Annotated in this window: 15 protein-coding genes; 8 read left to right on the forward strand and 7 right to left on the reverse strand. The window is 42.9% G+C overall.

The window, feature by feature from the left end:
• Positions 1 to 98 precede the first annotated feature (98 nt).
• On the reverse strand, positions 99 to 1,280 hold the full coding sequence (locus tag CVD19_RS03825) for an MFS transporter (protein WP_101580555.1): 1,182 nt from the start codon (positions 1,278 to 1,280) through the stop codon (positions 99 to 101).
• A gap of 315 nt (positions 1,281 to 1,595) precedes the next feature.
• Here CVD19_RS03825 and CVD19_RS03830 point away from each other — a divergent pair, with 315 nt between their 5' ends.
• Entirely contained in the window at positions 1,596 to 1,763 is a 168-nt protein-coding gene (locus CVD19_RS03830) for a XapX domain-containing protein (RefSeq protein WP_101580556.1), read from the forward strand.
• Between the two features lie 76 nt (positions 1,764 to 1,839).
• Here the strand turns inward: CVD19_RS03830 and CVD19_RS03835 are convergent, their stop codons facing one another.
• Positions 1,840 to 3,771, reverse strand: a complete 1,932-nt coding sequence (locus tag CVD19_RS03835) for an endonuclease MutS2 (RefSeq protein ID WP_101580557.1) — start codon at positions 3,769 to 3,771, stop codon at positions 1,840 to 1,842.
• A 724-nt stretch (positions 3,772 to 4,495) separates the two neighbouring features.
• Here CVD19_RS03835 and CVD19_RS03840 point away from each other — a divergent pair.
• Together CVD19_RS03840 and CVD19_RS03845 are read left to right on the forward strand one after the other, a co-directional pair.
• Entirely contained in the window at positions 4,496 to 5,197 is a 702-nt protein-coding gene (locus tag CVD19_RS03840) for a Crp/Fnr family transcriptional regulator (protein WP_101580558.1), read from the forward strand.
• Between the two features lie 178 nt (positions 5,198 to 5,375).
• Positions 5,376 to 5,975 carry an SCO family protein gene (locus CVD19_RS03845; RefSeq protein WP_101580559.1) on the forward strand — a complete coding sequence of 200 codons (600 nt, stop codon included), beginning with the start codon at positions 5,376 to 5,378 and terminating at the stop codon, positions 5,973 to 5,975.
• A 53-nt stretch (positions 5,976 to 6,028) separates the two neighbouring features.
• On the opposite strand, the gene CVD19_RS24525 is transcribed toward CVD19_RS03845, so the two are convergent.
• Complete coding sequence (locus tag CVD19_RS24525; RefSeq protein ID WP_180953500.1) at positions 6,029 to 6,166, reverse strand: hypothetical protein; 138 nt, start codon at positions 6,164 to 6,166, stop codon at positions 6,029 to 6,031.
• A 477-nt stretch (positions 6,167 to 6,643) separates the two neighbouring features.
• On the opposite strand from CVD19_RS24525, the gene CVD19_RS03850 reads away from it, so the two are divergent.
• Positions 6,644 to 8,236, forward strand: coding sequence for an ABC-F family ATP-binding cassette domain-containing protein (locus CVD19_RS03850; RefSeq protein WP_101580560.1), 1,593 nt, complete (start codon positions 6,644 to 6,646; stop codon positions 8,234 to 8,236).
• A gap of 49 nt (positions 8,237 to 8,285) precedes the next feature.
• On the opposite strand, the gene CVD19_RS03855 is transcribed toward CVD19_RS03850, so the two are convergent.
• Positions 8,286 to 8,417, reverse strand: coding sequence for a YuzL family protein (locus CVD19_RS03855; protein ID WP_101580561.1), 132 nt, complete (start codon positions 8,415 to 8,417; stop codon positions 8,286 to 8,288).
• A 112-nt stretch (positions 8,418 to 8,529) separates the two neighbouring features.
• Between CVD19_RS03855 and CVD19_RS03860 the strand changes: the two genes are divergently transcribed.
• The 3 genes from CVD19_RS03860 to modB all read left to right on the forward strand — a co-directional run bounded on the left by CVD19_RS03860 (position 8,530) and on the right by modB (position 10,384).
• Positions 8,530 to 8,781 carry a YkuS family protein gene (locus tag CVD19_RS03860; RefSeq protein WP_101580562.1) on the forward strand — a complete coding sequence of 84 codons (252 nt, stop codon included), beginning with the start codon at positions 8,530 to 8,532 and terminating at the stop codon, positions 8,779 to 8,781.
• Positions 8,782 to 8,927: 146 nt separating this feature from the next.
• The gene (gene modA / locus CVD19_RS03865; RefSeq protein ID WP_257985016.1) at positions 8,928 to 9,725 is read left to right on the forward strand and encodes a molybdate ABC transporter substrate-binding protein; all 798 of its coding nucleotides are present in this window, start codon (positions 8,928 to 8,930) and stop codon (positions 9,723 to 9,725) included.
• Positions 9,726 to 9,730: 5 nt separating this feature from the next.
• Positions 9,731 to 10,384 (forward strand): molybdate ABC transporter permease subunit, encoded by a 654-nt coding sequence (gene modB, locus CVD19_RS03870; protein ID WP_101580563.1) that lies wholly within the window; start codon positions 9,731 to 9,733, stop codon positions 10,382 to 10,384.
• Positions 10,385 to 10,506: 122 nt separating this feature from the next.
• Here the strand turns inward: modB and CVD19_RS03875 are convergent, their stop codons facing one another.
• Both CVD19_RS03875 and CVD19_RS03880 read right to left on the reverse strand, forming a co-directional pair.
• Positions 10,507 to 11,670, reverse strand: a complete 1,164-nt coding sequence (locus tag CVD19_RS03875; protein WP_101580564.1) for a D-alanyl-D-alanine carboxypeptidase family protein — start codon at positions 11,668 to 11,670, stop codon at positions 10,507 to 10,509.
• A gap of 155 nt (positions 11,671 to 11,825) precedes the next feature.
• Positions 11,826 to 13,037 (reverse strand): DHH family phosphoesterase, encoded by a 1,212-nt coding sequence (locus CVD19_RS03880; RefSeq protein WP_101580565.1) that lies wholly within the window; start codon positions 13,035 to 13,037, stop codon positions 11,826 to 11,828.
• A 171-nt stretch (positions 13,038 to 13,208) separates the two neighbouring features.
• On the opposite strand from CVD19_RS03880, the gene CVD19_RS03885 reads away from it, so the two are divergent.
• Positions 13,209 to 13,658 carry a hypothetical protein gene (locus CVD19_RS03885; protein WP_101580566.1) on the forward strand — a complete coding sequence of 150 codons (450 nt, stop codon included), beginning with the start codon at positions 13,209 to 13,211 and terminating at the stop codon, positions 13,656 to 13,658.
• Between the two features lie 135 nt (positions 13,659 to 13,793).
• On the opposite strand, the gene CVD19_RS03890 is transcribed toward CVD19_RS03885, so the two are convergent.
• Positions 13,794 to 13,979 (reverse strand): hypothetical protein, encoded by a 186-nt coding sequence (locus CVD19_RS03890; RefSeq protein WP_219620082.1) that lies wholly within the window; start codon positions 13,977 to 13,979, stop codon positions 13,794 to 13,796.
• Between the last annotated feature and the right edge of the window lie 77 nt (positions 13,980 to 14,056).

Consider the following 14,056-nt stretch of genomic DNA (forward strand, 5'->3'; position numbering starts at 1 on the left):
CATTATTAGTTTCCCGGATGGACATATGCTGATTCACAAAAATAGTTTCCATGATAATTAAATACAAGTAGATGAAAAGCTGCCTCCGGTACATCTTGCTATTTGGAAGGCAGATGAATGGCCGGGGAGGACCTTTTCTCCTGCTGCAACAGCCACACAAGACTCAAAACCCCCAACAATGAGAGTAAGCTGAAAAACAAATAGACAACCGCTATTCCGTATTCTTCGAAAATAATGCCGCCGAAAAAGGTGCTGAACCAGTTCCCCAATCCATTGCCGATTGCTGAGTAAAGGGTTACGGCTGTTGCCGTCATGCGAACGGGGGTTATGTCGCGAACATACTGCAAACCAGCCGGAATAAATAAACCAAGTGAAAATCCCTGAATGACCGCGGACGAATAGATAAGCCAAAGGCCGGGTTCCGTGAAATAAAAGACCCACCGGACCACTGATACCGCTCCGCCTAACAGCGCCACTTGAAGGAGGCCGATTTTATTTATCCATGAGGCGGCAGCCCTCATAAAAGGGATTTCCGATAAAACTGCTATAAGGAACGCAATGCCTATTCCAGTATAGGTTCCTCCCCTGTCTTCTACAAACAGGCCAAAATAAAAATTGTTGGCAAGGTTGGGACCAAAAATCAAAAAAGTCACCAGCAGAAAAACAATGAATTTTTTATGCTTCAAAAGGCCTTTCATTCCTGCCCAAAGCTTTCCCTGGCCGCCAGCCACTTCAACTGGAAGACGGAGCGAAAGAAGTGCAGCTGAAGACAGGGCAAGGAAAAACGCATAAAAAATGACTGCAGGATTGTACTCCGACAATCTCCCCATCATAAACACAGCAATCCCGAACCCCAGTGAACCGAACATCCTTACATTTCCGTAACTGACTTTCATTTTGCTTGTATATTTTAATGAAATGCTGTCCGATAATGGAATGATAGCGCTTTGAAACACAGCGACAAGGATTGAGACCGCAAAAAACCAGTAGTAATTGCTTAACAATATATATCCTAACCCACAAACACCCGCAATGAGAGTTGTCCATGTAAGGAGCTGATTTGGAGATTTCCTTACATCCGCAAGCATTCCCCATACAGGCTGAAAGAAAATCATGATAATTGGGCCAATGGACAGGATCGTGCCAATTTGATAGCCGTTCAATTTTTCAACTTCACTCATGTAAACTCCCAGCAAAGGTGCCAAACTGCCAAATCCTAAAAAAGCAAAAAAATAAAAACCCTGAAATTTATAAATATTCTTGTTGGCTTGCGATGTCACTGAAAGTCCTCCAGTAAAAGTAGATAAAGCTATCTTAACATTGTTTCGTCTTTAAATAAGCAAAAAATTTCAGCCCAAGCCGGCCTTCCAAATTTAATATTTTGTTACAAACATATCCTATATAAGAAAAAATTATAAAAACTCCATAATAGACCTTCTTTTTGAAAAGCCCTTCATGATAAAATAGGTTTTGGTTGGGTCTGTCGTCAGACGTCTGCCCGCAGGGAGTTCTTTTAAGAGATTTCTGCCAGGCAGGCATAAATTAACAGTTTTTGGCTACCATTAAAATGTCACGTATGTTGAAGGCGGTGTATGATGAAAGAACTCATTTTAAGTGTGATTGCAGGTTTAGCTGTAGGCATTGTTTTCAAATTTTTAAAACTTCCGCTTCCTGCTCCTCCGGTGTTGCCTGGAGTGCTTGGAATCGTTGGGGTCTATCTTGGTGGAGTTGTTGGGCAATGGATCATAAACTATTTTAAATAAATTGGATGGTGTGCCCATTTTGCGGGCACACCATTTGATTTGGTTCGTCCAAACGTGCGAGAATGCTTGGGCATTCTCATGCTTCGTGTTCGATCGTCAATCCTTCTACGTGTTTCTTGTTCAGGAGCTTGCTTTTCTTGCGGTTTTCTTTCGTTTCAAAAATAATGTCAAAATCATAATCATCAGGGTAGAGCTCTGATGCAGCAACGATGAGGGTAAGCCGTTTATGGTTTACCGTCATTTTTTCCCCTTTAACCTGGACAATATAGTTTCCGTATGCATCTGGACCCTTGTAGATAATGCCTGAGTCATCGATATTGCTGACTTGGACGCTGTCTCCGATCGAGAACGCCGGTATTGATTTCTTTTCGGCTACCGCTGCCTCACCACGCCTAATGTGCCTGTTAAGGATGATCTGTTTATCCTGTTCGCTCTTTTCGGAAGGCGGTAAATCAGCAGGCTGCTGGAACTCCTTTGATTCCCTATAGGTAATCTGGTGGGCACGTTCAATGATTTTCGGGTGGATGCCCAGCTTCAATGCGATTGCAAAAGCCTGGCTCTCGCCCCCCGTGCCGATCTTCAGCCGGTATGTTGGCCTTAATGTTTCTAAATCGAATTCCATCGATCCGTTAATGAAGCCGCTTTGCCTGTCAGCGAACTCCTTTATTTCACTATAATGAGTTGTTGCCAGCAATGACGCTCCTTTGTTGTGCAGCTGCTCCAGTATCGCTGTCGCAAGGCCCATCCCTTCACCCGGATCTGTACCTGATCCAAGTTCGTCGAGCAAAACAAGTGACCTGTCGTTTGTTTCTTTCAGGATTTCCCTGATATTGACGATCCTGGAGCTGAATGTACTCAGGTTGTGTTCAATACTCTGGCCGTCCCCGATATCTACGAGCACTTTTTGGAACACGGCAATCGTACTCCCTGCGTCAACAGGAATATGCAATCCGCATTGTGCCATGCTTGTCAGCAGGCCAACTGTCTTTATCGCAACCGTTTTGCCGCCCGTATTAGGCCCGGTTATGAGCAGAGCATGATAATCCCTGCCCATTTCAATGTTTAACGGGACGGCATGTTCCCCCAAAAGCGGGTGCCTGGCGTTTTTCAAATCAATATAATGCGCCTCATTCAGGTTAACCGGCTGTCCGTTAATGGCGTTTGAATATTTTGCTTTGGAAAACAAAACATCATAATGCACCATCGTTTCAACCGCAAGGCGGATTTCCCTTTCCTTCTCCTCTGCAAGGCCTGTCAGATAATACAGGACCTTCTCCACCTCCCGCTCCTCATCAGCAATGAGCCAGGCCATTTCCTCCTGGAACAAAGCGATTTCCTCTGGTTCGATATAGCAGGTCGACCCTGATGCAGACATATCTAGCAAGGTCCCCTTGACTTTTGTTTTATATTCTTTTTTTACCGCAATCACGTATCTGCCATTGCGCTGGCTTATGATTGACTCCTGCAGATACGGTTTTATTTTTGAGGATTTCAGCATTTGATTGAGTTTTTCCTTCAAACGTTCTTCCTGGATCGCTAGCTGTTTCCTGATTTTAAGAAGGTCTTTTGTGGCATAATCGTCCACCCTGCCATTACGGATACATCGGACGATTTCAGATGCCAGGAAGGGCAGTTCCTCGATCGATTCAACATATGAAGATACCCTCGGGGCATAGTACCCTTTGTCAGCCATGAACCTCCTGATTTTCATACAGCAGTCTAAAAATTCATTCAGGCTGCTGAGCTGTTCAAGCCTGAGCGGAACCCCCTTATGCAGGCTTTGTAAAAGTTTTTCAATTCCGCTGAGTCCATGTATCGGTACGCTTGAGCTTTTCCTCGTAATCTGCACGGCTTCGGTCACTTCCTCCAGCCATAAGGTTATTTGTTTAATATTTAACGATGGTTTCATATCCAATACCTTTTCCTTGCCGGCATCAGTGATGGCATAATCTGCAACTGCTTCCAAAATCCTTTGGAATTCCAATGATTTCATTGTTTCATTATTCATCTTAATACCTCCCAATAAAATAAAAAAAGCCGCAAAGAACAATGTCTTTGCGGCTTACGGAAACAGTAAGGTTTCCTCCCCGAAAAAAAATAAAAAACTGCGCACAAAGTACACAGCGGCATTCTTCGGGTATCGAGCATGCTTGACTATGATTATTGTTCTTAACATTCACTCCCGGGGCATACTTGAATAAACCTTACAAAAAAGGTTACCTTTTCCCATTCATCAGCTTTGGAGTGACCGTATTAAATTAACGGTTAGTTAAGAACGACACCTAACATAAAACATACTCCTTTTATTAGAGCAATTTTCACACAATTTCATAATAAGGCTGTCAATCAAAAAAGTCAATGATTGACACGTACATTTATGCCACCTCTACAAACCTTGCACACCATATAAACCTGCGGAGGATGGCAGCACCAGTACAGTACAAGGACAAATGCGGCCAGGAAGATTAGCTCTTTCACCCTCATGCTCCACTATGCCGCTTGGCCTGTGGTCCGTTGATTTATAAAAGTCGATGTTGTCATACTTTCCTGCCTTTACAAATTCTTCAACACTATATTGGTCATACCCATCTTCCTGATTTGTTAATTTAATTTATGGCTTGACTTTCAAATGAAAAAAATGTTCACATTTTCTCTATTGACCTAGTGTTTATAATTCTTTTAAATTTGAGTAAGACGCAACAGCCATCCCAACCATAAAAGGCGGGTATACAATGGGACAACAAAAATATCAAAATGCCCTTTCATATGAACTTGGTGAATTATTGCGTACTTCTGAGCGAATCCTCAAGATAAAAAAAGGCACTTTTTTATTTCGCGAGGGGCATGCTGCCAAAGAAATGTATATTATCCTGTCCGGAAAAGTTCAAATTTCAAAAATGAACGCGGAGGGAAAAGAATTATACCTGCGGCTGTGCAAAGGAAATGACATCGTTGGTGAACTTACCCTGTTCACGGTTGACCCAAGATATTTATTTAATGCAAGGGTAGTAGAAGACGGTGAAGCTGCGGCTATCAATATTGATGACCTGGAACGGACGCTTTTCAATAACAGCCAGCTTGCATATGAGTTTTTAAAATGGATGAACGACCATATCAGAAAGACGATCACTAAATTCAGGGATCTTGTCCTGAACGGGAAAAAAGGGGCCCTGTATTCGACGATCATCCGGCTTTGCAACAGCTACGGTATCATAAAGGAAAACGGTATTTTAATTAATGTTCCATTAACCAACCAGGACCTGGCGAACTATTGCGGCACCGCGAGGGAAAGTGTCAGCCGCATGCTTGGCGAACTGAGGGGTGAGGGAATCATTTCGGTCGATCGAAAAAAAATAATTGTCCATAACATACAGCATTTAAAAAGAGAAAATTTCTGCGAAAACTGTCCAATCGAATTTTGTAACATAGAATGACACATAAAAAGCCGTAATGAGTGCGGCTTTTTATCTGATAACCATAAGGCTGCCCCAGTTCTGCATTTTGACAGCCGTCACCAAAGATAAATAGGTTCATCATACAAACCCGTTCACAAAATTTCCATATGATTATTGCCGGTTTTTCTTTATGTTATTAAATGGGGAGGGAAAATGGATGAAAAAAATCTATATTATTTGTTCGGTTATTGTTTTTATAGGGATCGCCTCAGGCATTTCCTACTTCCTCATCAGGGATGCAAACGCCCAGATCCCAGATGATATTGAGCTTGTAACAATGGATGAAGAAGTGTACTCTTTCGGGGATTCTGATAAAAAATTAAAGCTGGTGGAGTTCATTTACACACACTGCCCTGACATTTGCCCGACCACAACCCAGAAAATGAACCTGCTGAGAAAAGATCTTGAAAAAGAAGGGGTATTCGGAAAAGAAATCGAGTTTTTAACGATTACGATTGATCCGTACCGGGACAGACCTGAAGTTTTAAAGGAATATGCTAAAACTTTTGACATTGAGAATGACGGAAACTGGACCTTATTGACCGGTGACCCTGAACAGCATAAGCAGGCTCAACAGAAAATAAAGGAAATAGCCGATACGTTCAAATTTCAATACCGTGATCCTGGAAACGGCTTCTATGTTCACTCAACCTTTACATTTTTAATTGACGAAAATAATAAATTCATTGAAAAGTTCCCCATGGGAGAAGAATTTAATGAAAAAGAGGTCTTCCAGACGATAGTGGACGAAATTTAACAATACGAAAAAGCGGTGAGAGGAAACTCCCACCGCTTTCATGTTATTTTGGCCTAGTGTGAATTTACTGTGCTGGGATGCTTCTCGTTTTGCTGGAGTGAGAAAAATTGAGATTTCGGCTTCGTGAAACTGACTTTTATTCCTGATTCTTTCAAGCGGTTTACAAAATCAACCAGCTGTTGTTTCGCCATATTCATAACTCCTTTACCGAACCTGTTTGTCTTTTATTTTACATGAAAAATATGAAAAAAGTGTGAAAATCAACAAAAAAATGAATGGCGAATTTCGTGTAAGCGAAACCCAATGACCAGTGTGATTTGTTGTAGGTTCTTCTTAAACCTATTCCCATTTCGCAAAGCAGAGAAACTCATTTTTATTTGATATGTAATTTTTTTCGGTTAACCGGCTGAGCGGTACACGCAATTTGACCCTTTTGCAAAGTACTGTGCCAGTTTTTTAGACGGGATCCTTATTATAAGTATTCTCCCTTTGCATTTCCCCTTCCTTCAAAATTATTAATTTTGGAAAACAATATTTTTTCATAAGTAAATTGAATTATTGCGGTTGTGAAAAAATCTGTGCTGGCATGGGACCCTTGAAAAGAATTCGCTCTATTATGGCAAACATGGTATAATTTTTGGGATATTTATTAATGGAGGATGCTTTAAATGATTACAGTAAATAATGTCGGCTTGAGGTATGGCGACCGCAAGCTGTTTGAAGATGTAAATATTAAATTTACTCCGGGCAACTGTTATGGCCTGATTGGGGCAAATGGTGCCGGTAAATCTACCTTTTTGAAAATTTTATCAGGAGAAATTGAGCCACAGACAGGAAATGTTGCCCTTTCACCGGGTGAACGGTTAGCTGTTTTGAAGCAAAATCATTTCGAATATGAGGAACACGAAGTCTTGACTGTGGTGATTATGGGCCATACCCGGCTTTACCAGGTCATGCAGGAAAAAGACGCGATTTACATGAAAGCCGACTTCACCGATGAAGACGGCATGAAAGCCGCTGAACTGGAAGGAGAATTTGCCGAACTGAACGGCTGGGAAGCGGAATCAGAAGCCGCCATCCTGTTAAAAGGTCTTGGCATCAGTGAAGAATTGCATCAAAAGAAAATGGCTGATTTGTCCGGTGGCGAAAAAGTGAAGGTCCTCCTGGCGCAGGCTTTATTCGGCCAGCCGGATGTCCTGCTTCTTGATGAGCCTACGAACCATCTGGACATTAAAGCCATCCAATGGCTCGAGGAGTTTTTAATAAACTTTGATAATACCGTTATCGTTGTTTCCCACGACCGTCACTTCCTGAATAAAGTTTGCACCCATATTGCTGATTTGGATTATGGAAAAATTCAAATCTATGTCGGGAACTATGATTTCTGGTACGAATCCAGCCAGCTTGCCTCTAGAATGGCCTCGGATGCCAACCGGAAAAAGGAAGAAAAAATCAAAGAGCTTCAAGGCTTTATTGCAAGGTTCAGTGCAAATGCTTCTAAATCAAAACAGGCAACTTCCCGGAAAAAGCTGCTGGACAAAATTACGCTTGATGATATCAGGCCTTCGTCCCGACGCTATCCATTTGTCGGTTTTACACCTGAGCGCGAAATCGGCAATGATTTGCTAAGGGTTGAAGGCCTCACCAAGACGATTGACGGTGAAAAGGTCCTGGACAATATAAGCTTCACTATGAATAAAGAGGATAAAATCGCCCTGGTTGGTACGAATGAACTGGCAAAGACGACTCTTTTCAAAATTATCACAGGGGAAATGGAGGCCGACAGCGGGTCATTTAAATGGGGGGTCACAACATCACAGGCATATTTCCCGAAAGACAACTCCAGTTATTTTGAAAATGATGAGCCAACGCTTGTGGACTGGCTGCGTCAGTTCTCTCCGAAGGACCAAAGTGAAAGCTTTCTGAGAGGATTTTTGGGACGGATGCTTTTCTCCGGTGAAGAAGTGCTTAAGAAACCAAGTGTGCTGTCCGGCGGAGAAAAGGTTCGTTGCATGCTGTCTAAAATGATGTTGTCAGGAGCAAATGTACTGCTTCTCGATGAGCCGACCAACCACCTAGACCTTGAATCAATTACGGCCTTGAATAACGGGTTGATCAACTATAAAGGATCGCTCATCTTTGCATCCCATGACCATCAATTTGTCCAGACGGTTGCCAACCGAATTATGGAAATTACGCCAACTGGCCTGGTAGACAAACAAATGACATATGATGAGTATCTCGAATATCAAGCCCAGTAGAAAAAGTGCTATCCCGGATTCCATTTGAAATCCGGGTTTTTTGATTTCATCAGTGCCGTTTTTTCTTTTTACGGGAGGAATCAAGGGCCGCATCCCCTGTTTCCCGGTCTGTCGTCCCCAGCCCTTCCACCTGCGGTGAACCAAGCCCTGCAGTGGATGGGTCCTGTTTTCGCTTAGCCATTCATTCACCTCCCTGCCTGCTTTTTCTTGCTTATGTCCCCATTTATTCTTTCCAGTCAAGAATAAATTATCTCTTCAAAGGACAGCTTACATTTATAGAGGAGGTGTTACATATGGCAAGAGTTGGAGTGGAGCATTCTCTTACTAATATTTCGGAGGCGCTTCGCGATAGAGGCTACGATATCGTTGAGCTGCGCCAGGAATCAGATGCAAGAGGCTGTGATGCATGTGTGATCAGCGGCCTTGATTCAGATGTCATGGGAATAGCGAACACGGTTACGCAAGGATCTGTAATTGAAGCTAACGGCCTCACAGCAGAAGAGGTATGCAGGCATGTCGAAGAAAGAACGAACCTCGCACGATGATTGAGCAAAAAACTGCCGACAGGGCAGTTTTTTTGTTTCAATCGGGCAGCCTGCCACATCACATTCAAATATTTTTATAGAATCATCACGTGATAATTAGTTATAATCATATTATATGAATTTAGCGAAGTTTGCCGGGTGAGGTTATGAAATTAATAAAGGCTGTGACAGCCGTTATGCTTTTGTTGTTGTTCACATCTTGCAATGCAGCGGATAATAAAAATGTTCCGTTAGCTGATCAGTTAAAGAAAACTCAAATTACCGTTTCTGCCGCGGCGAGCATGCAGGATGCCCTGAACGAAATAGCCAATCAGTTTGCTGAAGAGCACCCTGAAATTGATGTAGTATATAATTTTGGCGGCTCAGGTGCGCTGCAGCAGCAAATTGTTCACGGGGCCCCTGTGGATGTGTTCATATCAGCGGATAAGCAAAAATTTATCGAATTAGTGGATGAACAACTTATTAAGGAAGACAACGCTGCACATCTCGCAGGAAATGAGCTGGTAATCGTTGTTAACAGTGCTGCGGGCATAAAGCTTAATGGTTTAGATGATCTTGCAAATGAGGATGTCATGAGGATAGGCATAGGAACCCCGGAAACCGTTCCCGCCGGAAAATACGCCAGGGAATCACTTGAAGCTGCCGGTTTATGGAATGAAATCAAAGGCAAGATGATACCGGCAAAGGATGTCAGACAGGTACTGACTTATGTAGAAACGCAAAGCGTTGATGCTGGCCTGGTATATAATACAGATGCATTGATGTCGGACAAGGTGAATATCGCCGTAACGGCTCCAAGCGGCACACATGAACCGATCGTGTATCCTGCAGGACTGCTTGAATCATCAAAGCACAAGGAACAATCAAGACTGTTTTTGCAATTTCTCCAAGGGCAAAAAGCACTCAAAATATTTCGTAAATACGGATTTAAAGCATTGGACTGATAATTATGCATGTTGATTTTTGGACACCTGTCCAGCTTTCTTTGGAAGTGGCCGCTATTTCTGTATCAGTAGTTGCCATACTGGGAATTATACTCGCCAGACTGATGGCCAGAGCCCGTTTTTTCGGTAAAACAGCGGTCGAGACCTTTTTGACACTGCCGCTTGTTTTGCCTCCGACTGTGGTTGGTTTCCTGTTGATTATCATATTTGGAATTAACAGCCCAATTGGGACATTCATCGAGATAACCTTTAACCATACCATAATGTTCACCTGGTGGGCAGCTGTCATTGCCTCAACGGTGGTGGCCTTCCCGCTTATGTACCAATCTGCCAAAACCGGTTTTCAGTCAATCGATCGAGGTATCGAGGAAGCTGCCCGAGTAGATGGTGCTGGTGAATTCAGGCTATTTTTCACTATCACCCTCCCGCTGTCGTTAAAATCAATCATTAACGGAGCCATTTTAAGCTTCGCCAGGGCTTTGGGCGAATTCGGGGCCACCCTTATGTTTGCAGGGAACCTTCCCGGTAAAACGCAGACAGCGCCAACAGCCATTTATATGGCGATTGAATCAGGAAATCTGGAAATTGCCTGGCTTTGGGTAATCGTCATGATCGGCATTTCATTTTTAATGCTGCTCGCCGCCTCGGTATTAAAATAATTGGAAAAATGAATTGGAAAAATGAATTGGAAAAACGAATTGGAAAAACGAATTGGAAAAACGAATTGGAAAAACGAATTGGAAAAACGAATTGGAAAAACGAATTGGAAAAAGCAGGTGGATCACCACCTGCTTTTTCGCCGTCTAAGGTTGGTATTCAGTTTCCATACGATTGCTGTCATACCCAGCAATATAATGCTTAAGAAAGAATTAAAGGAGAGCATGTCATTTTTGTCCGTCTCCGCCTGACCCTTGTCTTTACTTGCTGCCGAATTTTGCTTAATTTGTTCAAGTTTAACGCTCTGGATAATCTCACCATTACCGCTTCGAACTAATAACATTCCAGCTTCATTGACAGATTTTTCTCCATCTTGCAGCGGTTCTGTTATATAGATTTCTCTTGATATCTCGTAGGAGGCTTTTTCGTTTTTAAAGATTGCCCCCTTCTTCAAAGGAGTTGACCTATAATTCATAAAACCGAAATCCAGCATCTTGATCGTATCCGCATATATATCCCGCTTCAGTTCCGATTTAAGGGCTACGGCTGTCAACTTGATGTTGCCATTTTCCGCAGTAGTGGCAAGTGTCTGTTTCGACTGATCAACAAACCCTGTTTTACCGCCGGTTATACCTTGATAAGGAATTTCGCCCTTGAGGAGCCTGTGATGGCTGTGGACCGTCGTTTCCCATGACTCTCCCTTCCACGCCAGCTCCTTTGTCCCGAAAATTTCTTTAAAGTCGGAATTGCCCATTGCATGGTTCAAAACCAGGGCCAGATCTGTTGCGGTTGTGTAGTGGTTCTCATTGTACAATCCATGGGGATTCTTAAAGTTGGTATTTTTTATGCCGATTTTTTTCCTTAAATAAACGTTTATCTGTTTTGAAAAGTTCTCGACTGAGCCGTCAAGATGTTCGGCTATGGCGACGGCTGCATCATTGCCTGAATTGATCAGCATGCCCTGGACCAGGTTTCTAAGTGGCACCTGTTCGCCTGCGTTTAAATAAACCCTTGTGCCCTCGACATTGACGGCATTTTCACTGACAGTGACAATTTCATTCAGGTCTCCATTTTCAATTGCATAAATGGCAGTGGCGATTTTGGTCAGGCTTGCCGGATACATCCTTAAATTTTCGTTTTTCCCAAATAACATTGCTCCTGATTGAGAATCTACCAGCGCTGCCGCTTCACTTGTTATGTCGGGACTGTTTGGTTGCTGGGCCCTTGCAGGCGTTGATACCTGTAAGCCCAGCATGATAAATAATGTCAAAATAATTATTTTTCTCATGGCACACATCCATCGTCTAGAATTCTTTTATGATTTTAGCAGATGTATGTCGTGTTTTCTGCACAATTCGACAAATGTTATGAAATTGAAAAAGAACATCCGAATATTTCCATGTAAAAAGACCTATGTCTATAGACTCGATAAATAATCCTATTTTACTGAAATTCGCTTCCGAGTTTCGAACTATATAAGGCTTCTCTTAAATAGTCGACATACGCCTCATCCCTTGAGAGCCATGCTGAAAAATGGCGTTTAATAAACCTCTCTGCTTCTTCAAAAGTTGAAAAAGAATCGCCTATTTGTTGTTGATTGTGTTCTATACGCCACAGATTATCTAGATCCGCAAGAATCATCCACCTTTCCTGGTCCCTGTTTTCATATAATACACCATGCACAGAACCCTTGTTGTTGTATATGTTTTTCATGGCATCAGGCCGCATCGGTTCAATCGGGAATACACGCTGTACAAATAATTCATACGCTTCCGCTGTCATCGAACAGCCTGCCGCCTTTGCATGGCCTCCACCCCCAAACTGTCCGGCGATGGCGGATACGTCCACATTATCGTGGATTGTCCGGAAGGAAATCTTTTTGCTTCCAACCAGGAGGATCGCAATATAATCCAGATGCGGATTATCCTTTCCAAGCTCATTTCCCAATTCTGAATGATACGATTCCGCATGTACGATTCCTGCGCAATATTCCCCGATGAATGTTTGTACCAGTTCCCGGCGTTTCCGGCGGATATAACGGTCAATCTTGTCCTCTTCAAGCGCAAGAAGCTTTTGTTCGAACTCATCAAACTGAAAATGAATATTTTCCTTTATCCGCCCTGTCATCCTCTCTTCGAATTCCTCGATCGACCCCATGAAAAATAAGTCATTCAACTGCTTGGCCCGGATATTATCGTTTTGCTCCCATTCCCATGTGTCATACTGCCTGACCAGTTCCACAAATTCACTGAGAGAATCGGATCTTTCAATGAAAGAATTTTTTACAAGGTAGTCATAGAATAACGACGTCGCACATGTCAATCTGCCATCATCATAGTTGATCCTTATGTATCCCCAGCTATAGTCATCAAGATGCAATGCCGTTTTATGATGATCAATAAGCTTGGCCCGGCCGCCAAGTTTCACAAATTCGTTCATCCTGTCCGCGTTCTCGTTATTCACTGTTAAATCGGTGATAAATAAAAAGTCCTCTTTGACTGCTTTGTCATTAGCCCTTTCAAAAAACCGCCCCACCTGGTGATCAAGGCCGGCCACCGAATTGTAACGGACGTCTGCATCGGTGCCGAAAGCCAGTTTGGCAAGTATTCCGCAGCCAACCCCATCCAGGTCATTATGAGTGTATAAACGGTACATATTCATCCCCCGTTCTTTGTCGAAGCTTTATTTTCCCGCCTTTATATTGTGTTTTTTACCCAGGTTTCTATTCAGGTTGCCCGCCTGATGAAAGATTCCGCAAAACAGACAAGTTATCCGGTTCTACTTGCATATAGATAGTAGTGTACACACCTGAAGGAGGTGAGATAGATGCATTTCATCGTTGTAAATAAGCGGTTTCTATTGCTATTCTCAATTTTTTGTTTAGCCGCAGCGGCGGGGGCTCTTTGGATTGTCAACAGGGGGTCTGTGAGTGTTTTAAGCCAGCAAAGCGAAGGAAAAATCAGGGAAATCCATATGGTGACGGGGGAGTTCAAATCCAGGACAGACGGCGGAAAGGAGATCGAGGCCTACCGTTGGGACCCGGGTACAATTTTTCTTAAGGAGGGAGAACATGCACGGTTAATCATTTCCGGCATAAATGGCACAGAGCATCCTTTTATGATTGAAGGTACAAGTATAAAAGGAATTGTTAAAAAAGGGGAAGAAACGGTGGTGCCATTGCAGTTTGAAAAAGAAGGTGTTTACCGGCTCATTTGCATGACACACCAGCATAAAAAAAGCAATGGACCAATGATCGCCTACATTGTTGTTGACTAAAGAAAGCGGGAGCGCCTTCTCGGAACATTCAACAAATGCCTCCGTTCCGGAAGGCGCTGCCAGACATGGCTGTGTGGTTAACATTTATTTCATTGACATTCGTCCTCCCAAACAGTTTCAGCAATGCCATCGACATCACCGAACAAATATGATCGGCCATGGAAGTGAACCCATCCGTAATGCCGCATACATCGAGTTGGTTGTGATAATGACGGAACCTGCCGCCCCGATGGCCAGTCCTCTTGCTGTCAGCTGCTCCTTAAAGCTTTTTGCATATATTACCTGTGTTTGAACCTCATTGCCTGTCTCCTTTTTTTCCATGCACTCATACCTCTCTACACCCCGGATTATTAAACTTGACCTAATATTACCATTATAAAAAATACGACTTAGCCAAT

Origin of the sequence: Bacillus sp. T33-2 (assembly GCF_002860205.1) — a bacterium.
Classification (GTDB): Bacteria; Bacillota; Bacilli; order Bacillales; family Cytobacillaceae; genus T33-2.

Excerpts from the sequence above, each read along its gene's own strand:
- CVD19_RS03830 (WP_101580556.1), top strand. The coding sequence starts at position 1,596 with ATGAAAGAACTCATTTTAAGTGTGATTGCAGGTTTAGCTGTAGGCATT.
- CVD19_RS03835 (WP_101580557.1), bottom strand. The coding sequence starts at position 3,771 with ATGAATAATGAAACAATGAAATCATTGGAATTCCAAAGGATTTTGGAA.
- CVD19_RS03840 (WP_101580558.1), top strand. The coding sequence starts at position 4,496 with ATGGGACAACAAAAATATCAAAATGCCCTTTCATATGAACTTGGTGAA.
- CVD19_RS03845 (WP_101580559.1), top strand. The coding sequence starts at position 5,376 with ATGAAAAAAATCTATATTATTTGTTCGGTTATTGTTTTTATAGGGATC.
- CVD19_RS24525 (WP_180953500.1), bottom strand. The coding sequence starts at position 6,166 with ATGGCGAAACAACAGCTGGTTGATTTTGTAAACCGCTTGAAAGAATCA.
- CVD19_RS03850 (WP_101580560.1), top strand. The coding sequence starts at position 6,644 with ATGATTACAGTAAATAATGTCGGCTTGAGGTATGGCGACCGCAAGCTG.
- CVD19_RS03855 (WP_101580561.1), bottom strand. The coding sequence starts at position 8,417 with ATGGCTAAGCGAAAACAGGACCCATCCACTGCAGGGCTTGGTTCACCG.
- CVD19_RS03860 (WP_101580562.1), top strand. The coding sequence starts at position 8,530 with ATGGCAAGAGTTGGAGTGGAGCATTCTCTTACTAATATTTCGGAGGCG.
- modA (WP_257985016.1), top strand. The coding sequence starts at position 8,928 with ATGAAATTAATAAAGGCTGTGACAGCCGTTATGCTTTTGTTGTTGTTC.
- modB (WP_101580563.1), top strand. The coding sequence starts at position 9,731 with ATGCATGTTGATTTTTGGACACCTGTCCAGCTTTCTTTGGAAGTGGCC.
- CVD19_RS03875 (WP_101580564.1), bottom strand. The coding sequence starts at position 11,670 with ATGAGAAAAATAATTATTTTGACATTATTTATCATGCTGGGCTTACAG.
- CVD19_RS03880 (WP_101580565.1), bottom strand. The coding sequence starts at position 13,037 with ATGTACCGTTTATACACTCATAATGACCTGGATGGGGTTGGCTGCGGA.
- CVD19_RS03885 (WP_101580566.1), top strand. The coding sequence starts at position 13,209 with ATGCATTTCATCGTTGTAAATAAGCGGTTTCTATTGCTATTCTCAATT.
- CVD19_RS03890 (WP_219620082.1), bottom strand. The coding sequence starts at position 13,979 with ATGGAAAAAAAGGAGACAGGCAATGAGGTTCAAACACAGGTAATATAT.